At 67.8% G+C, this 20,254-nt stretch carries 23 protein-coding genes, 1 tRNA gene and 1 pseudogene; 9 read left to right on the top strand and 16 right to left on the bottom strand.

Annotation, left to right across the window (positions count from 1 at the left end; all coding sequences use genetic code 11):
• Window positions 1–7 precede the first annotated feature (7 nt).
• The 4 genes from phnE (C8N38_RS05620) to phnC form a co-directional block, all read right to left on the bottom strand.
• On the bottom strand, window positions 8–1,315 hold the full coding sequence (gene phnE, locus C8N38_RS05620; protein ID WP_108024773.1) for a phosphonate ABC transporter, permease protein PhnE: 1,308 nt from the start codon (window positions 1,313–1,315) through the stop codon (window positions 8–10).
• Window positions 1,312–2,178 carry a phosphonate ABC transporter, permease protein PhnE gene (gene phnE / locus C8N38_RS05615; RefSeq protein ID WP_108024771.1) on the bottom strand — a complete coding sequence of 289 codons (867 nt, stop codon included), beginning with the start codon at window positions 2,176–2,178 and terminating at the stop codon, window positions 1,312–1,314. The genes phnE (C8N38_RS05620) and phnE (C8N38_RS05615) overlap by 4 nt, the downstream gene beginning before the upstream one ends.
• A gap of 65 nt (window positions 2,179–2,243) precedes the next feature.
• Window positions 2,244–3,149 (bottom strand): phosphonate ABC transporter substrate-binding protein, encoded by a 906-nt coding sequence (phnD, locus tag C8N38_RS05610; protein ID WP_108024769.1) that lies wholly within the window; start codon window positions 3,147–3,149, stop codon window positions 2,244–2,246.
• Between the two features lie 62 nt (window positions 3,150–3,211).
• A complete protein-coding gene (gene phnC, locus C8N38_RS05605) occupies window positions 3,212–4,042 on the bottom strand; it encodes a phosphonate ABC transporter ATP-binding protein (RefSeq protein WP_108025084.1) in 831 nt (276 codons plus the stop codon).
• 206 nt (window positions 4,043–4,248) lie between these two features.
• On the opposite strand from phnC, the gene C8N38_RS05600 reads away from it, so the two are divergent.
• Entirely contained in the window at window positions 4,249–4,743 is a 495-nt protein-coding gene (locus C8N38_RS05600) for a flavin reductase family protein (protein WP_108024767.1), read from the top strand.
• Window positions 4,744–4,865: 122 nt separating this feature from the next.
• On the opposite strand, the gene C8N38_RS05595 is transcribed toward C8N38_RS05600, so the two are convergent.
• The 12 genes and pseudogenes from C8N38_RS05595 to C8N38_RS05540 form a co-directional block, all read right to left on the bottom strand.
• Window positions 4,866–5,090, bottom strand: coding sequence for a hypothetical protein (locus C8N38_RS05595; RefSeq protein WP_075785487.1), 225 nt, complete (start codon window positions 5,088–5,090; stop codon window positions 4,866–4,868).
• 260 nt (window positions 5,091–5,350) lie between these two features.
• Window positions 5,351–6,616: an NAD(P)/FAD-dependent oxidoreductase gene (locus C8N38_RS05590; RefSeq protein ID WP_108024764.1), complete on the bottom strand. Its 1,266-nt coding sequence runs from the start codon at window positions 6,614–6,616 to the stop codon at window positions 5,351–5,353.
• Between the two features lie 67 nt (window positions 6,617–6,683).
• The gene (locus C8N38_RS05585; protein ID WP_108024762.1) at window positions 6,684–7,400 is read right to left on the bottom strand and encodes a c-type cytochrome; all 717 of its coding nucleotides are present in this window, start codon (window positions 7,398–7,400) and stop codon (window positions 6,684–6,686) included.
• A gap of 161 nt (window positions 7,401–7,561) precedes the next feature.
• Window positions 7,562–8,188: pseudogene (locus C8N38_RS05580) on the bottom strand (c-type cytochrome); the annotation flags it as partial.
• Window positions 8,172–9,434 carry a sulfite dehydrogenase gene (gene soxC, locus C8N38_RS05575; RefSeq protein WP_108024759.1) on the bottom strand — a complete coding sequence of 421 codons (1,263 nt, stop codon included), beginning with the start codon at window positions 9,432–9,434 and terminating at the stop codon, window positions 8,172–8,174. The pseudogene C8N38_RS05580 and the gene soxC, both read right to left, overlap by 17 nt.
• 23 nt (window positions 9,435–9,457) lie before the next feature.
• Window positions 9,458–11,149: a thiosulfohydrolase SoxB gene (gene soxB / locus C8N38_RS05570; protein WP_108024757.1), complete on the bottom strand. Its 1,692-nt coding sequence runs from the start codon at window positions 11,147–11,149 to the stop codon at window positions 9,458–9,460.
• A gap of 105 nt (window positions 11,150–11,254) precedes the next feature.
• Complete coding sequence (gene soxA, locus C8N38_RS05565; protein ID WP_108024755.1) at window positions 11,255–12,118, bottom strand: sulfur oxidation c-type cytochrome SoxA; 864 nt, start codon at window positions 12,116–12,118, stop codon at window positions 11,255–11,257.
• Window positions 12,119–12,161: 43 nt separating this feature from the next.
• The gene (gene soxZ, locus C8N38_RS05560; RefSeq protein WP_108024747.1) at window positions 12,162–12,491 is read right to left on the bottom strand and encodes a thiosulfate oxidation carrier complex protein SoxZ; all 330 of its coding nucleotides are present in this window, start codon (window positions 12,489–12,491) and stop codon (window positions 12,162–12,164) included.
• 19 nt (window positions 12,492–12,510) lie between these two features.
• Entirely contained in the window at window positions 12,511–12,930 is a 420-nt protein-coding gene (gene soxY / locus C8N38_RS05555; RefSeq protein WP_108024745.1) for a thiosulfate oxidation carrier protein SoxY, read from the bottom strand.
• A gap of 40 nt (window positions 12,931–12,970) precedes the next feature.
• The gene (gene soxX, locus C8N38_RS05550; protein WP_108024743.1) at window positions 12,971–13,447 is read right to left on the bottom strand and encodes a sulfur oxidation c-type cytochrome SoxX; all 477 of its coding nucleotides are present in this window, start codon (window positions 13,445–13,447) and stop codon (window positions 12,971–12,973) included.
• 114 nt (window positions 13,448–13,561) lie between these two features.
• Window positions 13,562–14,125 carry a thioredoxin family protein gene (locus C8N38_RS05545; protein WP_108024741.1) on the bottom strand — a complete coding sequence of 188 codons (564 nt, stop codon included), beginning with the start codon at window positions 14,123–14,125 and terminating at the stop codon, window positions 13,562–13,564.
• Window positions 14,126–14,147: 22 nt separating this feature from the next.
• A complete protein-coding gene (locus C8N38_RS05540) occupies window positions 14,148–14,885 on the bottom strand; it encodes a cytochrome c biogenesis CcdA family protein (RefSeq protein ID WP_075785476.1) in 738 nt (245 codons plus the stop codon).
• A 67-nt stretch (window positions 14,886–14,952) separates the two neighbouring features.
• Between C8N38_RS05540 and C8N38_RS05535 the strand changes: the two genes are divergently transcribed.
• The 8 genes from C8N38_RS05535 (at window position 14,953) to C8N38_RS05495 (ending at window position 20,180) form a co-directional block, all read left to right on the top strand.
• Window positions 14,953–15,339 carry a thioredoxin domain-containing protein gene (locus tag C8N38_RS05535; protein WP_215731088.1) on the top strand — a complete coding sequence of 129 codons (387 nt, stop codon included), beginning with the start codon at window positions 14,953–14,955 and terminating at the stop codon, window positions 15,337–15,339.
• A 151-nt stretch (window positions 15,340–15,490) separates the two neighbouring features.
• A complete protein-coding gene (locus tag C8N38_RS05530; protein ID WP_245895550.1) occupies window positions 15,491–15,838 on the top strand; it encodes an ArsR/SmtB family transcription factor in 348 nt (115 codons plus the stop codon).
• A 51-nt stretch (window positions 15,839–15,889) separates the two neighbouring features.
• Entirely contained in the window at window positions 15,890–16,936 is a 1,047-nt protein-coding gene (locus C8N38_RS05525) for a YeeE/YedE family protein (RefSeq protein ID WP_108024739.1), read from the top strand.
• On the top strand, window positions 16,933–17,664 hold the full coding sequence (locus tag C8N38_RS05520; protein WP_245895526.1) for a heparan-alpha-glucosaminide N-acetyltransferase: 732 nt from the start codon (window positions 16,933–16,935) through the stop codon (window positions 17,662–17,664). Before C8N38_RS05525 ends, C8N38_RS05520 begins: the two co-directional genes overlap by 4 nt.
• Window positions 17,665–17,755: 91 nt before the next feature.
• A tRNA-Thr gene (locus tag C8N38_RS05515) sits at window positions 17,756–17,832 on the top strand.
• Window positions 17,833–18,355: 523 nt separating this feature from the next.
• Complete coding sequence (trhA, locus tag C8N38_RS05505; protein WP_108024736.1) at window positions 18,356–19,000, top strand: PAQR family membrane homeostasis protein TrhA; 645 nt, start codon at window positions 18,356–18,358, stop codon at window positions 18,998–19,000.
• Window positions 19,001–19,111: 111 nt separating this feature from the next.
• On the top strand, window positions 19,112–19,417 hold the full coding sequence (locus tag C8N38_RS05500) for a hypothetical protein (RefSeq protein WP_108025076.1): 306 nt from the start codon (window positions 19,112–19,114) through the stop codon (window positions 19,415–19,417).
• 4 nt (window positions 19,418–19,421) lie between these two features.
• Window positions 19,422–20,180 (top strand): DUF4336 domain-containing protein, encoded by a 759-nt coding sequence (locus C8N38_RS05495; RefSeq protein ID WP_108024734.1) that lies wholly within the window; start codon window positions 19,422–19,424, stop codon window positions 20,178–20,180.
• Window positions 20,181–20,254: the final 74 nt, after the last annotated feature.

Here is a 20,254-nt window from a genome sequence, read left to right as displayed (position 1 = left end):
TGCGGGATCAGGCGCCGCGGATCAGGCGGCGGCGGAGAATCCCCGAGATCCAGTCCATCGCCGAGACCATCAGCACGATCAGCACGATGTAATAGCTGACCTCTTCCCAGTCCTTCTGGGTGATGATCGCCTGGGTCAGCAAAAGCCCGATCCCGCCGCCGGTGATGGCACCGATCACGGTGGCGCTGCGGGTATTCGATTCCAGATAGTACAGCGCCTGCGACAGCAGCACCGGCGTGATCTGCGGGATCACCCCGAAGCGGTAGCGCGCCAGCAGCGGCGCCCCGGTCGACTGCACGCCCTCGATCTGGCGCCGGTCGACATTTTCCAGCGCCTCCGAGAACATCTTGCCGAAGGTGCCGCTGTCGGTGAAGAGGATCGCCAGCGCCCCGGTCATCGGCCCCGGCCCGAAGGCGCGCGCCAGAACGATGGTCCAGATCAGCCCGTCGACCCCGCGCACGAAATCGAAGACCCGCCTTATGCCGAAGCGGATCGCCATCACCGGCGTGAAGTTCCGCGCCGCCAGAAAAGCCAGCGGCAGGGCCACCAGCGCGGCCCCCATGGTGCCGAGAAAGGCCATCAGCACGGTCTCGAACAGCGCCCAGGCCACATCCGCGTGACGCCACATCGGGTTGCGCCAGAAATCGTGCCAGGCGCCCGCGAGATTGCTGCGATCAGGATCGATCTGGGGGCCGAACAGAAGGCTTGCGGCCGAGTGCCCGTGATAGGGGCTGTCGAGGGTGAAGAAGAACAGCTCCCATCCGACGAAATAGCGGAACACCTCGCTTCGGTTGCGGGTCACGGTCAGCCGCCCGGCCTCGGTCGTCACCGCAAGCCGGTTCCGCGACAGGCTGATCCAGTCGGGCAGCGGCCCGGTCAGGTTGGTCTCGACCCCGGCAGAAACGCTGGGCCGCGCCTCGATCAGCCCGTAGCCCGGGACGTTGTAGCTCACCATCTCCGGCCCGAAACTGACCAGATGGCCGTCGCCCAGGTCGATTTGGGTGCGCGCGCCCTTGCGCTCGACCCAGTCGGGCGGCGCGTCGGCGGCATAGGTGCCCTTCCTCTCGCCCTCGATGGCGACGGTAACCTCGCCCGAGCGGTTGTCGCGGGTGACATGGGTCTTGTAGCTGTAGCTGTCGGCCAGCAGCGTCCGGCCATTATCAAGCCGCGCCCTCTCGGCCAGCCCGGCCACGTCGAAGGCGATGGCGACATAGGCCAGATAGGCCAGGACCAGCCCCGGAAACGCGAAGGCGATCAGACGCTTGCGCCCGATCAGGCCGACCGCGCCCCGTTTGAGAACCGCGGTATCGCTCATGCCGCGGCTCCCTTTGTCAGGCGGTCGCGGACATGGCTCGACAGCTGGTCGAAGACGACGATGGCCGCGAAGAGCAGCAGGAAGATCGCCGCCGCCTGATCGAACCGCCCCTGCCCCCAGGACATCGCGTTCTTCAGCTCGTAGCCGAGCCCCCCCGCGCCGACGAAGCCGAGGATCGCCGAGGCGCGGATATTGATCTCGAATCGCAACAGCGCATAGCTGAGGTAATTCGGTGCCACTTGCGGCACGACCCCCAGCCACATCCGCTGCGCCCAGCCCGCGCCGACCGAAGCGAGCCCCTCGACGGGCTTAAGGTCGGCGTTCTCATTGACCTCCGAGAACAGCTTGCCCAGCGCGCCCGCGGTATGAAAGGCGATGGCGATCATCGCGGGCACCGGCCCGCCGCCCAGCACGTAGATCAGGACCAGCGCGATGACGATCTCGGGCACCGCCCGCATCACATCCATCGCCCGGCGAAAGAGCGGAATCGCCAGCGCCCAGGGCGCCAGCCCCCGGGTCGACAAGAGCGCCAGCGCAAACCCGGCCGTCCCGCCCACAAGGGTCGAGACCGCGGCGATGTTGACCGTCTCGACCAGCGCCGGGAAGAAGCGCAGCAGATTGGCGGGCATGTCGGCGATCTTGGCGGCGGCCTCTTCGATCACATTGGCCGGGAAGGCAAAGATGTTGCCGATCCCGTCCAGAAACCCGCCGGCATTGCGGTCATTGGCAAGCCCGAAGCCTGACGCCATCAGCACCGCGAAGATCGTCAGCGTCAGGCCCGAATAAAGCTGCCGGCGGCGCACCAGATCGAGATAGCGGCTGCGGATCGGATCGATCCGGGGGGCGGGGAAGCTGTCGGCCATGAGGAGGTACTTTCACGAGAAGGCGGCGGACCCGAACAGGGGCCCGCCGCCGCCGGTGATCCGGCTCAGTTCGATTGCGCCTTGCGGGCCTCGATGATCGACAGATAGGCGTCATGGGTGATCGGCATCACGCCCTTCGCCTCGCCCGCCAGCACGCCATAGGAACAGTCGGGGTCCATCGAGGCCAGCGACGCCACCAGCGCGGTCATCTTCAGCTTGGCATCTTCCGGCAGCGCGGTGCGCAGCACGAACGGGCCTTCCGGGATCTGCTTGGACCGCCAGATCTCGACCATGTCATTCATGTCGACGATGCCCGCATCGACGGCCTTGCGCAGCGCGCCGGAATTATAGCCGTCTTCCCAGTTGCCCTGCCCGTCGGCCCAGGTCACTCCCGCATCGACATCGCCGTTGTTGACCGCGACGATGGTCTGTTCGTGCCCGCCGGTGAACACGACCTCGCCGAAGAAGTCGCCCGACTGCATCGAATGGCCGGTCTCGGCCGGGATCTCGATCGAGGGGATCAGATAACCGCTCGTCGAGTTCGGATCGCCGAAGCCGAATTTCTTGCCCTGCATGTCGTCGAGCGAGGCGATGCCGCTGTCCTTGCGGGCAAAGCCGATGGCGTAATAGCCGTAGGACCCGTCGGTGTTGACCTTGACCAGCACCGGCTCGACCGCGGTCGGGTCTTCCAGATAGACCTTGGCATAGCCCGAGGCTCCCAGCCAGGCCATGTCGATGGTGCCGCCCAGAAGGCCCTGGATCACGCCGTCATAATCGGCGGGAGCGAACAGCTTGGTCGGCACGCCCAGCAGGTCCTCGGACTTGACGCGCAGGCATTCGTAGGAGTTCAGGCGGTCCTGGGCGTTCTCGCCGCCGAGGATGCCGATGCGGAATTCGTCGATCTTGTCCTGCGCGAAGGCGGGCGCGGCCAGCGCGGAGGTCGCGACAAGGGCAGCAAGCAGTCGGGTCATGGTCTTACTCTTTCTTTCGGTTGGAATGCCCCGTCGGACCGACCCGGGGGGCGGGAAAGCTGTCAGATCAGTTCGGTTTCGGCCATCGCGGCGCGCGTGGCGCGCGTGGCGCGGTCCAGCACCTCGATCGAGGTCGAGGTGGCCTGTTCCGAGAACGAGGCATCGGCGCCGTAGATGTCGCGGGCGACGCCGGTGGTCAGCTGTTCTGGGCGGCCGTCGAACACCATGCGGCCCTCGCGCATGCCGATCACCCGGTCGCAATAGCGCCGCGCGGTGTCCAGCGTGTGCAGGTTGGCGATCACCATCCGCCCGTCCTCCTCGTGGATGCGGCGCAGCGCGTCCATCACCACCTGGGCGTTCATCGGGTCGAGGCTGGCGATGGGCTCGTCGGCGAGGATGATCCTCGGGTCCTGCATCAGGGCGCGGGCGATGGCCACGCGCTGCTGCTGGCCGCCCGACAACGCCTCGGCGCGCTTGGCGGCCTGTTCGGCGATGCCCAGCCGGTCGAGAATGTCGATGGCGCGGTGAATGTCGGCGCGCGGATAGAGGTTGAAGACCGTGGCCAGCGCCGAGCGGCGGTTCAGCGTGCCGTGCAGCACGTTCGAGACCACGTCGAGCCGCGGCACCAGATTGAACTGCTGGAAGATCATCGCGCAGTCCGATTGCCAGGCGCGCTTGGCCGCGCCCGTCAGCGCCAGCACGTTGCGGCCCTCGAAGCGGATCTCGCCCGCGGTGGCGTCGGTCAGGCGGTTGAGCATGCGCAGCAAGGTCGACTTGCCCGCACCGGACCGGCCGATGATGCCGATGAAGGCCGGGCGCTCGACCGAAAAGCTGACGCGGTCGACGGCGGCGATCCGGCCGAAATGCCGTGTCAGATTGTCAACGCTAAGCAGCATCTGCCCCCCGGGTGCTGGTCCTTGCCGGGGTGGGTAGAGGCGCGGGGAAACGGAAATGTTGCGACGGGGTGAAGCTTTGGTGACACGGCCCGAACCGGGAACGACCGGGGCCGACCGGGTCCAGTCGCCGGGCCGAGGTTGCCGCCGCCCGCCATCTGGCGCATTGTGCGGCCCGCAACAGACCGGAAAAGACGGCAGGACGCATGGAACGATTCATTCCCGGCCCGGACACCCAGCGGCTTTACCGCGACGCGCTGGGCAGCTTTGCGACCGGCGTGACGGTGGTCACGGCGTTTGGGTCAGACGGGCCGGTCGGCATGACCGCGAACAGCTTTTCCTCGGTCTCGCTCGACCCGCCGCTGGTGCTGTGGTCGCCCGCGCGCGCCTCGACCCGCTATCCGGCGATGTCGGGCGCCGAGCGTTTCGCGATCCATGTGCTGGGCGCGGGCGAAGAGGACCTGGCCGCGCGCTTTGCCCGGTCGGGCGCCGATTTCGAGGGGCTCGGCCCCGAGACCGGGGACGACCCGCCGCTGCTGGAGCAGGGCTGGATCGCGCGCTTTGTCTGCCGCCGGGTCGCGCTGCACGAGGCCGGGGACCACGCCATCGTGGTCGGTCATGTCGAGGACTGCGCCCGGCGCGAAGGCCCGCCGCTGGTTTTCGCGGGCGGGGCCTATGGCGATTTCAGCCCGCTGGGCTGAGCCGCCCTCCGGGCGCCCGGCCGGAGGGCCTCCCCCGAAGGCAAGGCCCGGACCGAACCCGGTTGCGCTGGCGATGGCGATGGCGATGGCTTGGCAGGTGCCCCTGACGGCGGGGCGGACGATCAGTCCGCCGCCGCGTCGCAGACCCCGAGGCTGCGCTTGAGCCGCCGCACCGAGGACGGCGTCACGCCGAAATAGCGGCCGATCTCGGCCTCGTTCAGGCCGTAGCCGACCATCGCGCGCAGCGAGGCCGCCGGCATCGGGCCGAGCTTGCCGAAGACGGGATGCACACGCGGGCGCATCGCCAGCCGGCGGGCGGTGTTTCTGGGTTCCTGAATCATGTTCACGGCCGACTCCTCCCAATTCGTCTCTGCCGTACGGGCCGTCCTCATCGCCTGGCAGAGCAATGGGCGACCCTACGGAAAGATATACCACGTCCTGAGGGAATTTTCTCCTCTTGACGACAACCTTTCCGCGACCGGCCGGCAGGATTTCGCCACACCGCACCGCAGCATTACGCTGCGTCACAGCATCTTAGGCGCCGCGCCCGGCCCGCAAGGCGCCCCCGGGCGGCCCCTTCGGACCGTCCGGGGACGCCGCTCCGGACCTAGCCGAAGATGTCGGCGGTGATGCCCGCGTACCAGCCGAGGCTTTCCTCGAAGGTCGCCTTCCTCAGCGCCGCATCCTCGCCGGTCTGGCTGACGAAGCCGTCGACCTTGGCGATCTTGTCCTCGGCGGCCTGATAAGAGGCGCCGACCTTGACGCCGTCCCCGGTGTCGATCAGCGACCAGCAGGTGTTCGAGTATTTCGCCGGGAAGGCCCGTGCCCCGGTCAGCGCGGCACGCACTTGCATCGCCGCCACCTTGGCCTGGCTGTTGGCCGAGAAGGCCGATTTCGGCATGTCGCCCGCGATGGTCGCATCGCCGAGAACATGGATGGTCTCGTCGATCCGGCTTTGCATCGTCCCCGGCACGATGGGGCAGAAGCCGCTGTCATTGGCAAGCCCCGCCAGACCCGCGATATGCCCCGCCTTCTGGGCCGGGATCACGTTGCAGACATCGACCGCCTCGGGCGTGCCGTCGATCACGACCTCCATGCTGTCCGGCCGCACCTCGACATTGGCGGCGCCGAAATCGGGGCCGACCCGCTCGATCATGCCGGGATAGTGCCGTCCCCAGCCCTCCTCGAACAGCGCCTGTTTCGAGAATTTCTCCTTCGGATCGACGATCAGGATCTTGGCGGTCGGGTTCCGGTCTTTCAGCACATGGGCCACCATCGAGACCCTCTCGTAAGGGCCGGGGGGGCAGCGATAGGGGTCGGGCGGGGCCACCATGCAGAAGACGCCGCCCTCGCGCATCGCCTCGATCTGGGCCTTCAGCAGCTGGGTCTGGCTGCCCGCCTTCCAGGCATGGGGCATGCGGTTCTGCACCGTCAGGTCCCAGCCCGGCACCGCGCCGTCGACGAAGTCGATGCCCGGCGACACGATCAGCCGGTCATAGCCCAGCGCATGGCCCGAGGCGAGCGCGACCGACCGGGCCTCGCGGTCGATATCGACGGCAAGATCGTGGATCACGTTGATGCCGTAGCGGCTGGCAAGCCGCCCGTAGTCATGGGCGATCGAGGCGAAGTCGCGGAACCCGCCCAGATAGAGGTTCGAGAAGAAACAGGTGTAATAGGTCTTGCCCGGCTCGATCAGCACCACGTCGATGGCGCCGCCGCTGTCCTTGGCGATGTAGCGGGCGGCGGTGGCGCCCCCCGCGCCGCCGCCCACGATCACCACCCGCGGCCGGGCCTGGCCGATGACGGCGGGCGCCGACAGGGCCGCACCCAGCGCCAGCCCGGTTCCCAGAAAGCTTCGTCTGTTCAGGCTCATGTCTCTGTCTCCTCCCTGGACATGATTTCGCGCGTCTCCGGTCGTTTTCGTGAATGACGGCGGGCCGTCAGAGGCCGAGCGCCCCGAAATAGGCCGCCAGCGCCGCGATTTCCTCGTCCGAAAGCCGCCCGGCCATCATCTGCATCACCGGATGCGGGCGCAGATGCTGCTTGTAGGCATGCATCGCCAGCACGAACTTGCGCTGGGGCCAGAGCGTGATCGAGGGAATTCCCTGATCGGACCCGTCGCGCTGATGGCAGGTCGTGCATTCGCTCGACAGGTATTCGCCGTAAGCCGGGTCGCCCACCAGCGCCAGCGTCGCCTCGCTCAGCACCGGATCGCCCGCGCGCGCGGTCGGCGCCGCCTCGGGGATGTTCGAGGGCTTGTCGGAATACTGGCGCAGGAAGGCCAGCAGATCGGCCCGCTCGCCCGCATCCTCGAGCCCCGGAAAGCTCATCCTGGTGCCCGAGACCAGCACCACCGGGTTTTCCAGATAGGCATCGAGCGTCTCGAGCGTCCAGGTCAGCCCGTCCTGGCCCGCCCGCTGCATCGATAGCGAATAGGGAAAGCCCGCGACCGTCGCCGCGCGCCGTCCGAAAAGCCCTGTCAGCGGCGGCCCGATGCTGGCCTGAGCCCCGGGACCGATTTCATGGCAGCCGCTGCAATAGACCCAGATTTCGGCGCCGCGCACGGGGTCGCCGATGGCCTCGACATGCGTCTCGGCCCGCCCCGCGCCCGCCCCTCCCAAGGCGAGCGCGAGGATCAGACTTAGTTCCTCCCTCATATGCAAATAATGCAATTCCGCTATGCGTCGGGCAAGATGATTCGCCCCGTCGAATCGCCCCGGGGCATGGACGGAATGACGCGGGCGGACCCTGAAACGGAAAAGGGGCGACCGGACGGTCGCCCCATATCCCCTGCCCGCAGATCGCGTCGCTATTGACCTTCGTCCGGGGTCACGTCCAGCACGGCGGCGCGCATGGTGATTTCGACCTCCGGCTTGCAGTCGGTCATGCAGGGCGGCTGCGAGAAACGCGGCAGTTCGGTCGTCTCGCGGTCGTCGACGATGAAGCCGTCGGCATTGGGCATCTCGACCTCCAGGAAGTTCTCGTTCGACAGCACGAAATCTTCGTCGACCAGATAGTTCGAATAAAGGATGTAGGCGGTGACGGCATAGACCTCGTCGACCGTCAGCACCTGCGCCGCGCCGAAGGGCATCGAGCGGTGGACATAGTCCCAGACGGTCGAAAGGTACGGCCAGTAGGACCCCACGGTCTTGAGCGGGTCGTCGCGGTCGAGCGTGCCCTCGCCGCCCGCAAGCTTGGGATAATTGCCGACACCCTCGGCGAATTCGCCATGGCAGACCGCGCAATTGGCCGAAAAGATCTCTTCGCCATCCTCGACCGAGCCAGAGCCCTCGGGCAGGCCCACCCCGTCGGGGGCCACATCGAGGTTCCAGGCCGCGACCTCTTCGGGCAGCGCCGGACGGCCGAGCCCGAAATGACCCGCCTGGGCCGGACCGGTCAGGGCCAGCAGCAGGGCGGCCGCGGACAGGTTACGAGACCTCGACATTTTCCGCCTCCCCGTTGGCCTTGACCCACCAGGTCTGGATGCCGTTGTTGTGGTAGATCGAGTTCAGCCCGCGGATTTCGCGCAGCGCGTTCTTGGTCGGCTGGACATAGCCGGTCTCGTCCATCGCGCGGGATTGCAGCAGCATCTCGGACCCGTCCCAGTCGATATCCAGATAGAACCGGCTGAGCGCCATGTTCTGCCCGGGCTGCGCCAGCCGCGCGGTCTGCCAGGACTTGCCGCCATCGCGCGAAACATCGACCCGCGAGATCGCCCCCCGGCCCGACCAGGCGAGCCCGGTGATGACCAGCGGCCCCGGCCCGTGGGTAATGGGCGATTGCGGACTGGGCGAGGTGATGACCGATTTCGCATCCATCACCCAGGTCCATTTGCGCGAGGTGCCGTCAGCCAGCGTATCGGTGTATTTCGAGGTCTCCTCGCGGCTTTCGACGGCTTCGGTCGTGACCTCGACCCGGCGCAGCCACTTGATCCACATGTTGCCCTCCCAGCCCGGCACGCAGAGCCGGACCGGATAGCCATGTTCCTTGCGCAGCGCCTCGCCATTGGCCTTGAAGGCCACGAGGCAATCGTCGAGCGCCTTGTCCAGCGGGATCGAGCGGCCGTTCGACGAGGCATCGGCCCCCTCGACATAGACCCATTTGCCCTCGGGCTTGACGCCTGCCTCTTCCAGCAGCATCCGAAGCGGCACGCCGGAATATTCCATGTTGTGGATCATGCCATGGGTGAATTGCGCGCCGTTGAGCTGCGCCCCCGCCCATTCCATGCCCGAATTGGCCGCGCATTCGAGGAAATAGGTGTGATTCACCCGCGGGAAGCGTTCGAGATCGGCATAGGTGAAGACCAGCGGCGTCTCGACCAGCCCGTTGATCATCAGCCGGTAGTCTTCCTTCGGCAGGTCGATGGCGCCGGAATGGTGGCGTTCGAAGGCGCAGCCCTGGGGCGTGATGGTGCCGTCGAGCGCATGGATCGGCGAGAAATTGACCGACGAGATCGTGTCGGCGGTCAGCCAGCCCACATTGCGGCGGATCACGTCGGATTCGTACTCGATGGGCATCCCGTAGGGAGTCGCATCGACCCCGTCGCCCCACATCTGCGCCCAGGGCTGTTTTTCGGTGATCAGCGGATCGGGCTCTTGCGCCGCGGCGCCGCCCGCGACCAGCGCGCCGCCGCCCGCAAGCCCCGCCTTCAGAAATCCGCGCCGCGTGGGGGCGCCCGGCCGGTCCGTCATCGTCGTCTCCTCCTTCGTCCCGCTCATGCGCCGCTGACCACGACCGACGTGTTCGGATCGACCCGGACCGTGCCCTGACGCTTGACGTAGCTTTCGACCACCTCCCAGATCGGCGGTCCCTCGGTGCCCTCGTTGACGCTGGCCCAGCCCGAAACCACGTAGGACCGGGCCGGATCGACCGGCTCGCCGGTCTTCAGCAGCGTCATGTCGGTGATGCGGCTGCCCTGGGGTTTGGTGACGTCGATCCGGTAGCCCATGCCGCCGACCCGGACCATGTCGCCGCCCTGCTGGTAATAGGGATCGGGGTTGAAGAGGTTGTCGGCCACGTCCTCCAGGATCGTGTGCAACATCTCGCCCGTCATCTCGGAGCGGTAGGCGTTCGGATAGGTCATGGCGGTCGCGCTATACAGATCCTCGCGGGTGATCGGATCGCCCGGCAGCAGGCTCGGCCCCCAGCGGAAGCCGGGGCTCAGCGCGATATCGGCCTCGCGCTCGTCGATCAGTGCGTTGCAGATCAGATCGTCCCAGGTGCCGTTGAAATTGCCCCGCCGGTAGAGAAGCCCGTCGGTCGTGCCCAGCACCTCGGCCATCTCGTCGCGGTAGGGCGCGCGTTCGCGTTCGATCAGCGCGGCCATCTCGGGATCGGGGGCGATCGCGTCCGAGAAGACCGGGATCAGCTTGTGGCGGAAGCCCATCATCCGCCCTTCGCGCACGTCCAGATCGAGCCGGGTGACGAACTTGCCGTTCGAGCCCGAGGCGATCAGAAGGGTTTGCCCCACCATCACCGGCTCGGGCAGCGCGTCATGGGTGTGGCCGGTCAGGATCACGTCGATGCCGGGCACGTTGCCGGCCATCTTGCGGTCGACATCGAAGCCGTTATGGCTGAGCACCACCACCAGATCGGCGCCCTTGCCGCGGACCTCGGCCACCACCTCGGCCATGCGCTCTTCTCGAACGCCGAAGCTGAGGCCGGGGAACATCCATTTCGGGTTGGCGATGGGCAGATAGGGGAAGGCCTGGCCGATCACCGCGATCTGCGCGCCGCCCCGTTCGAACATCTTGTAGGGCTCGTAGGCGGGCTCGTCCCATTCGGCATCGAAGATGTTGGCACCGAGGAAGGCGAAGTCGAGCCCGTCCACGATCTCGGTCACCCGGTCGACGCCGAGGGTGAATTCCCAATGGCTGGTCATCGCGTCGGGTTTCAGCAGGTTCATGGCGTTGACCATGTCCTGCGCATCCGAGCGCAGGCAGGTATAGGACCCGTGCCAGGTGTCGCCGCCATCGAGCAGCAGCGCCTCGGGCCGCTCCGCGCGAATGGCGTTGATCACCGTCGCCACCCGGTCGAGCCCGCCCATCCGGCCATAGCTCTTCGCCAGCGAGACGAAATCGACATAGCTCAGCGCATAGGCCTCGGGCGTGCCGGGGGCGATGCCGTAAAGCTTGAGGAAATCGGCGCCGGTCACATGGGGCGGCTTGCCGGCCGCGGCGCCGACGCCGATATTGATCTCGGGTTCGCGGAACCACACGGGCACCAGCTGGCCGTGGATGTCCGTGACATGGATGAGGGTCACGTTGCCGAAGGTGTCGAACTCCAGCAGCCGGTCCTGGGTCAGCGCCTGCTGAGCCGCAAGCCGCGCCCAGTTTCCCATGCCCGACGCGCCCCAGACCGCCGAGGCGGCCAGCGCGGCCTGCAGGAAATCCCTTCGCGAAATCATCGTCTCGGCATCCTTTCCGGGTGGCGGCCCGCGCCTCACATGCACGAAACCGAATGTTTCAGATCGGACGGGGCCCGCGCCGGATCAGCGGCGCGGGCCCCGGGATCAGTTGCGGACGGACGGTCCTTCGACCGACAGCCCGTTGCCGCGCGAGGCGACGTAAAGCTCCAGCGCCACGAATTCGGGCGAGCCGACCGCGAAGGGCACGCCGCGGGTGTCGCGGATGCAGCCCTTGAACCGGTCCTGCACGGCATTGAGCTTGGTGTTCTTCAGCCGGTAGCTGGGAAAGCCGTTGATCTGGCCCTGACTCAGATGGTCGGCGCGGATGTAATGGTCGAAATACTGCTCGTGGCAATTCGCGCAGGACAGGTCGAGCTGGCCGTAGCGGGTGTAGTAGATGTCCTTGCCCTTCTCCCAGGTCGACCGGGCGGGGCCGTCGATGGCCACATCGACCGGCATCCCGCGCGAGACCGAGGCGATCAGCGCGACCATCTGGGTCATGTCGTCGCCGATGTATTTCCATTCGTCGGCACCCATGCGCGAGGTGCGGCAGGCATTGATCATCTGCTCGACCGTGCGGACCTCGCCCGCGCTTTCGACCCATTTCGGGTAATGCGCGCGGACCCCCAGCATGCCCTCGTCGACCGCGCCGTGGCAGTCGGCGCAGGACTTGCCGGCGCTGCCCTTGGGCGTGTCCCAGACCTCGCGCGCGGCCTCGACGAAGATCATGCCCGGATTGTCGAAATCGTCCATCTCGAGCGCCTGGGTATCGTCGGTGCGGAAGGTCCAGCCGGACCGGATCTCGTCGAGATGGCCTTCGAGATGGGGCGGCGCGGCGGTGCGGGTGACGATCTCGAGATCGCCGTTGATGATCAGCGGATCGTCCGGCCCGGCCCAGGCGGCCGCGCCCCCCAGCAGGGCGCCGCAGGCCAGCGCCGCAGCCATGCCCGTGAGTGTCTTGGTCTTCATCTGCTCCCCTCCCTCGAAACAGCGCGCCAGAGGCGCGGGCGGCTCAGCCGATGGCGATCGACTTCACGTCCTCGTAGACCGACCCGTCATCGTCGTACCAGGTGAACACCATGTCGCCCGCCTCCGGGATCACCGCGTCGAACTCGAAATAGGGATTGGTCGAGATCGCCGGGGCCAGCGCCACATCGACCACGTTCTGGCCGTTGAAGGCCACGGTGAAGCGGTTGATGATCGAGCGCGGAATGGGGATGCCGTCGCTGTCCTTGCGCTGGCCGGATTCCATCTGGTGGCTGATCAGGGTCTTGATGACCACGGTTTCGCCCGCCGCGGCCGTCTTCGGGGCCTTGACGCGGGGCTTGACGCCTTCTGCCATGTGCTTTCCTCCTCTCGTCTCAGCCGCCGCAGCCGCCGATGGTGACCTTCACGGTGTTCGCCGCGCGCTGGAAGCTGCCATCGCCCATCTTCGCGATGGCGATCACGTCCTGGGTGCCGCCCAGCCGGATGCGGGTCGACAGGCGCTGCGCGCCCGCGAGCGGGCCGAAGCTGACCCGCGCCACGTCGGGCGTCGGGTTGGCCGAGGCCAGAACCAGGATCTCGACCGCGCCGGGGGCGCTGACCTCGATCGGGACGGTGTTGCCGTTTTCGGCGATCTCGGGCGTGGTCAGGGTGATGCCCCCCTCGCCCATCGCGGCGCCGCCGGTGAATTCGGCGATCTTGTCATCGGCGGCCGCGCGCAGCGCGCGTGCCGGAAGCATCAGCGCGGCGGCGAGCCCCGCGCCCAGCGCCATTGCGCCTCGTCTGGTGAACTCCATCTCTTCCTCCTTGCTCAGGCGCGCCCGGTGGCCGGGGCGGTCATTGCGTCAGCGTCATCAGATAGGCGACGACATCCTCGATCTGCGCGGCCGTCATCAGCGGCTGGATCTCGCCCTCGATGGGTTTCGAGGTGAACTCGATGCCCGGGCGGTTGAAGCCCTCGACCCGGTAATAGGCGGGCATCACGGTCTCGGGGAACACGTTCTTGGAATTGACCAGAATGCCCCGGATCATCGCCTCGGAATAGCGCGTGGCGACCCCGTCGAGCGACGGGCCGACAGTTCCGGGGAACGGCGCGTCGGACATTTCGGTGACCTGATGGCAGGCGATGCAATTGGCCACCGTGCGGTCGGTCATCAGGCTGCGCCCGGCCGCCGGATCGCCCGGCGCATCGGTCAGCGGCGACGCCACATGGCCCTGCCCGTCGATCGCGACGTCGCGCGGCGCCACCTCGGATGCCAGCCCCGCGCCCGTCCAGACGGCCAGGCAGACGGCGGTCAGACCCACCTTTCTCATCGCTGAGACTCCTCCCTTTTCTCTCCCTTGACCCGACTGTAGCGGAGCGGTCCGGCGTGACGCAACAACAAATATAGTTTTTTGCATACGACTTTCCGGCACCCCCTGCCCCGGTCAGTTGGACGGGTCGGCCATGGTGCGGGCCACGTATTTCTGGAAATGCTCGTCGCCCTCATAGCCGCGGTCGAGCACCCATTGCAGCAGCGCCCGGGTCGTGCCCTTGCCGAAGGCGCCGGGCATGGTCGCAACCGCCGCCTGGGCCGCGGTGCCGCCTTCGGGGGCGGTTTCGGGCATGAACATCAGCGTGGGCGTGAACATCACCCCCCAGCGCGTCGCCATCTCTTTCTCGGGCAGCACGGTGCCGTCGAAATCGGTCACCTCGACATCGCCGAACAGGTTCATCTGCACGACGAAATAATTCTGGCGGATCAGCGCCTCGATCTCGGGATCGGGGAACACCTCCTCGTGCATCCTGGTGCAGTAGATGCAGCCGCGCTGTTCCCAGATCACCAGCATCCGCCGGTTCTCGGCCCCGGCCTCGGCCAGGTCCTCGCGCATGTCGCGGAAAGTGTCGCGCAGCCAGTCGGGCTTGTGCAACCCGTCATCGCCCATCGGCGAGGCCAGCACCGGGGCTGCAAGGGCCGCAAAGCCCGCGGCCAGAAGCGTCGTCAGTTTCATGGTTGTCCTCCCTGAAGCATGCTCAGCCGAGCGTGGTGAACCACGGCACGGTGTCGATCAGCACCTGCGCGAGGTAGCCGACCGAATTGGTGGCGATGAGCACGGCGAAGACGACCAGCATCACCCCCATCGCCTTTTCCACATGGCCCAGATGCCGCCGGTTGCGCTGCATCCAGGCCAGGAACGGCCGGGCGAAGGCCGCGGCCAGCACGAAAGGCAGCGTCATCGCCAGCCCGTAGACCAGCAAGAGAAGCGCCCCCCGGGCAATGTCGCCCATGCCGCTGGCCACCATCAGGATCGCGGCCAGCGCCGGGCCCACGCAGGGCGTCCAGCCAAAACCGAAGGCCAGCCCCATCAGATAGGCGCCCAGCACCGTCGTCGGCTCGGCCCGGCTTTCGATCCGCGCCTCGCGATACAATAGCGGAATGCGCAGGATGCCGAGGAAATGCAGCCCGAACAGGAACAGCATCGCCGCCGCCACATAGCTGAGTTCGTCCTTCCATTCGCGGAAGCCCTGCCCCAGCGCCGTCGCCCCCATGCCCAGAAGCACGAAGATCGAGGTCACCCCCAGCGCAAAGGCGATGGCCGACACCACCAGGCGGCGCACCGCGCCGGGCGGGATCCGGTCGGACCCGCGCAGCTCGGTCATCGAGATGCCCGCCATGTAACACAGATAGAACGGAACGATCGGCAGGATGCAGGGCGACAGGAAGGACAGAAGCCCCGCCAGCGCCGCACCCCCGTAGGAAATCTCCAGCATCACAGCCCTCCCTTGCCGATGACGCGAAAACATATTACGATTTGTCTATGTGATAGGATAGCCCAAAATGAAACCTGACCTTGCGGCACGGATCTGCGCGGCGGGGCTGGCGCTGATCGCCGGGTCGGCCGTGCGCGCCGATCTGGCGCTTGGGATTGTCGAACGCACGGGCTGTGCCTATTGCGTGCTGTGGAACCGGGAAATCGCGCCGATCTGGCCGAAGACCCGCGAAGGCCGCACCGCCCCCTTGCGCCGGATCGATCTGGACGCCAAGCTGCCAGAGGACGTGCGACTTGTCTCCAGACCCCAATTCACGCCGACCTTCGTGCTGTTGCGCGACGGGGTGGAGGTCGGTCGTCTTGAAGGCTATCCGGGCGAGGATTTCTTCTGGGGCCTGATCGGCGCCATGGTACAGCGACAGCCCGAATGGGCGCAGACGGACGAGGGTGAGTGAGGATGAGCAACAGGCAGGCCGGACCCCGTGGCGCGGCGGGCGCGGCCGCAACCGGGGAGAAGACGGGGCGGTGATGATGCCCCGCGATGCCATGGCGACAGAGGCTGCCCCGCCAGAGGACGATGGCCGCAACGGCGGCCGCGACGGCGCCATGCCGTCGATGGATGAGGTGCAGGCCGAGGATATGGTCCAGCATGCCGAGACCGCGTCGAGCTTTCTGAAAGCGCTGTCGCATGAGGGTCGGCTGATGATCCTGTGCCACCTGTCGACCGGCGAGAAATCGGTGACCGAGCTGGAAACGCTTCTGTCCTCGCGCCAGGCGGCGGTCAGCCAGCAACTGGCGCGGCTGCGGCTTGAGGGGCTGGTGTCCTACCGGCGCGAGGGCAAGGCGATCTACTATTCGCTGGCCGACGAACGGGCGCGTCGGCTGCTTGAGCTGATGCATGACATGTTCTGCACTGCCAAGGCGCCGCCCCGGGCGGCGACGGGGCGCGACTGACGAAGGAGGCGGGCGCCCGCAGAGGCGGCCCGGCCGAGGGGGGAAGACGCGATGGAGACGATACCGCCGGGCGCCCTGGCCGCGCTGATCGGCCTTGTCACCGGCTCGGTGCTGGGGCTTGCCGCCCGGCTGGGCGATTTCTGTACGCTCGGCGCGCTCGAGACCGCGGTCTGGGGCGGCGACCAGCGGCGGCTGCGGATGTGGGGCGTAATCCTCGGCACCGCCATCGCCGCGACCTCGCTGCTGGCCGCCGCGGGCCAGATCGACACCGGCGCCACCATCTATCACGCGATCCGCTGGAACCCCGCGGCCAGCGTGCTGGGCGGGGTGACCTTCGGCTATGGCATGGCGCTGGCAGGCAATTGCGGCTTTGGCGCACTGGCGCGGTTCGGCGGCGGCGACCTCAGGTCGCTGGTGATCGTGGTGGTGATCTCGATCTTCGGCTTCGTCACCCTGTCGGGCCCGCTGGCACCCCTGCGCGATCTGGCCTTCCCGCAAGAGCCCTCGGACGGGCTGCAAAGCCTGGCGGTCTCGGCCGCGCAGGTGACCGGTCTGCCGCCCCTTGCGCTGGCTCTGGCAATTGCCGCCGCAGCCTTCGGCTGGGGCATCCTGCACCGGCCGATGCGGTCCGAGCCGCACCGGATCGGCTGGGCGGTCGCGGTCGGGCTGGCGGTGACGGCGGCGCTGTGGGGGACCTCGGCGATCAGCCACGCGACGCTGGGCGCGGTCGCGGTCGAGGGCCATACCTTCACCGCCCCGCTGGGCCGCACGCTTTTGTGGATGATGACCTCCTCGGCGGGCGGGCTGTCGTTTTCCGTCGGCTCGGTGCTGGGGGTTCTGGCGGGCGCCTGGCTCGGGTCGCGCCGCAAACGCTCGTTCCGCTGGGAGGCCTGCGAGGACCCGCGCGAGCTGGGCCGTCAGGTCGGCGGCGCGGCGCTGATGGGGGTCGGCGGCGTGGTCGCGCTGGGCTGTTCGGTCGGCCAGGGGATCACCGCCTTCGCGACCCTGGCCTGGTCGGCGCCGGTGACGCTGGCGGCGATTTCGGCGGGGGCGGTCTTCGGGCTGCGCCGGCTGATCGCGGGGTTCCAGCCCGATTGACCGGACCGGCCCACCCCCTGCCCCGCATTGCCGCCATCGACCTCGCCCGCAGCGCGGCGCTTCTGGGCATGGCGGTCTTTCATTTCAGCTACGATCTCGAGATGTTCGGCCACCTGCCGCCGGGCACGGTCGTCTCGGGCGGCTTCCGGGTGCTGTCGGTCACGGTCGCGGCGGCCTTTCTGGCGCTGGCCGGGGTCAGCCTTCAGCTGGCCCATCGCGCGCGCGTCCGCCCCCGCGCCTTCCTGCGCCGCCTGCTGCGGATCGCGGCCGCGGCCGGGGCGGTCAGCCTCGGCACCTGGGCGGTGTTTCCCGACGCCTTCGTCTATTTCGGCATCCTGCATGCGATCGCAACCGCGAGCCTTCTGGGGCTTTTCATGCTGCGCCTGCCGCCCCTCGTCCCGGCGCTGCTGGCGCTGGCGGTCCTGCTGCCCCCCCGCCCGGCGCCGATCCCGGATCTCGCATGGCTCGACTGGACCGGGCTGACTGCGACCCCGCGCCCGAGCGTCGATTTCGAGCCCCTCTTTCCCTGGGTAGCCGCCTTCCTCGCCGGGATGGCGCTGGGCGGGCTCGCCCGCCGCCACGGGCTGTGGGACAGGCTCTCGGGGTCGCCCGGCCGCCTGACCCGCTGCCTGGCCTGGCCCGGGCGGCACAGCCTTGCGATCTATCTGATCCATCAGCCGGTGCTGATCGCGCTCGTCTGGGGCCTGACCCGGATCGGCCTGTCCTAGCGGCTGCGGCCGGTCCCGGCCGCGCACCGACGATCCCGTCGCATCCCCGATTGCCAGCACGGGACCCATCGTCTAAACCTGCATGGGCATTGCCCTCGTAGCTCAGTTGGCCAGAGCAGCGCTCTTGTAAAGCGAAGGTCCGCGGTTCGAATCCGTGCGGGGGCACCAAACATAATTGATTACATTGAGAAATTTGGCGATACGCCCCGCCAGCATACCACCCAGGATACCAGCCGGTCCTCATTTGACCTGCGCCTCGGGCCAGCGATGGAAGGTCGCGCGGCTCACCCCATGCACGACCCTGCCCCGGGCTGCTCGATATCCCCTGGATGCGGGACGCGCACTCCGGCGACGCCGCGCGTTGCGCGCAGACCCAGGTGCAGCTCGCCGCGGCCCTCGGCCCCAAGCGTTCGCCCCTCGAGCGAGATCCTCGTGACGAGCTGGCTTTGCGAGCGCCTCAAGCGCCGCCCGGAACCTGCGAGGCGGTCGCCGGAGGCGGGATCTTGGCCGGACCTCAACACAGGGGCATCCAGAGGTCCATTCGTCCTCGGCATGACCAAGGCGCTGATCGACAAGAGCACAGTCGATGGCCTTCGGCCTCACATGACTCCACGTGCCATTTTGACGCAGCATTAACCCATGCTAGCTTAACCTTTCCCAAACGGGGGCCATCGACGACCGGGAGACCGTCATGCTGGACGATTTTCGCGCCTATACCCGCGCCGAGCGTCTGTCCGACGCCGTGGTGCATGTGACCGGACTGGCCGCTGTGGCCATCGGGGTGCCCATTCTCGTGATCCTGGCCATCCTGATCCGCGGCGACACGCCCGCGGTGCTGGGCATTGCCGTCTATGGGGCGGCGCTTTTCGCCATGATCGGGTTTTCGGCGCTGTACCACATGGTGCGCCATCCGGACTGGACGCCGGTCTTTCGCCGGCTCGACCATTCCGCCATCTACTGGAAGATCGCGGGCACCTACACGCCCTTCACGCTGTTGTCGGGCCATGGGGTGACTTTGCTGGCCGGGCTCTGGGCGGCGGCCGTGGCGGGCACCGGGCTGCGCGTCTTCGCGCCCTACCGGTTCCGCGCGGTGAACCTCGCGCTTTACCCGGCCATGGGCTGGGCCGGGGCGGTCGCGGGCTGGAGCATGTTCGCCACCCTGTCGCCCCCGGTGCTGGGCCTCGTGATCGCGGGAGGCGTGCTTTATACGGTCGGCATGGTCTTCTACCTGTGGGAACGGCTGCCCTATCACAACACCATCTGGCATGTCTTCGTCCTGGTCGCGAGCATGCTGTTCTTCGCCGCCATCACGACACACGTGGTCCAGACCGCCTGATCCTGCGCCGCCCTGCCCGGTTGCGGCGGCCTCTCCGTCTGCGCTATTGTCGCGCAAAGAAACGCGTCCGGAGTCGGAAGAGCAGACCGCCACCGGACCAGGAGAGCGATGATGACAGTGAAGCCCCTTGCGATTGCGGCCGTTCTGGCCAGCTTTTCCGCCTTTGCCGCCGAAGCCGGACAGATCGAGCGCGCCTGCCTTTCCTCGGGGCGCCCGGGCGTCACCCGGGGCCTCTGCGGCTGCATCCAGCATGCCGCCGACATCACCCTGACCCGTGGCGACCAGAGCCGCGCCGCCGGGTTCTTCCGCGATCCGCATCGGGCCCAGGTGGTCCGCCAGTCCGACCGCCGGAGCGACGAGGAATTCTGGCGCCGTTACCAGCTCTTCGGCGACACCGCAGCCGCCTATTGCAGCTAGGCCGATGGCAGGACGCGGCGACGGGCTTTATCCTCCGCTGTCGGTGCCAAAGCCGCTGGGGCGCGAGCTGTGGGTCGTCGACGGCCCGGCGATCAGCTTCTACGGCATGCCCTTTCCCACCCGGATGTGCGTGGTGCGTCTGCCCTCGGGCGGGCTCTGGCTGCATTCGCCGATCAGGCCCGACGAAGACCTGATCGCCCAGGTCGAGGCGCTGGGGCCGGTCGCGCATCTGGTGGCCCCGAACGCGCTGCACTACGCCTTTCTGCCCGCCTGGGCCGCCCGCTTTCCCGAGGCCGCGGTCCATGCCGCGCCCGGGGCGGCCGAACGCGCCGCCCGGCATGGGCTTGTCTTTCCGGACCACGCGCCGCTTGGACCCCGCGCGCCCGAGGCCTGGCGAGGCATGATCCGTCAGCGTCTGGTGCCGGGGCATCCCTTCCTGAAAGAGGCGATCTTCTTTCACCGTCCGTCGCGCACGCTGATCCTGACCGACCTGATCGAGGCGTTCGAGCCCGCCCGGCTGGGTCCGTTGATGAAGATTGCCACCTGGATCGGCGGCATCCGCAGCCCCGGCGGCACCCCGCGCGACGCCCGGCTGACCTGGGCCGACAGGGCCGCAGCCGCGGCCGTCCTGCGCGAGGCCATGAGCTGGGAGCCGGACCGGGTGATCATGGCCCATGGCGCACCGATCGAAACCGATGTCGCGGCGCGGCTGCGCCAGGCCTTCGCCTGGGCGCTTGGCCCTGAGGCGGACGCCCGGGCCTGACCGGCGCGCGAGGCCCTCTGTGCCGCAACGGCGCATCTGGACAGAGACCGGTTTTCCCGCTAAAGGCGCAGCCC

It is taken from the genome of Rhodovulum kholense (genome assembly GCF_003053725.1).
GTDB lineage: Bacteria > Pseudomonadota > Alphaproteobacteria > Rhodobacterales > Rhodobacteraceae > Rhodovulum > Rhodovulum kholense.
This window is presented reverse-complemented; position numbering and strand designations above follow the sequence as displayed.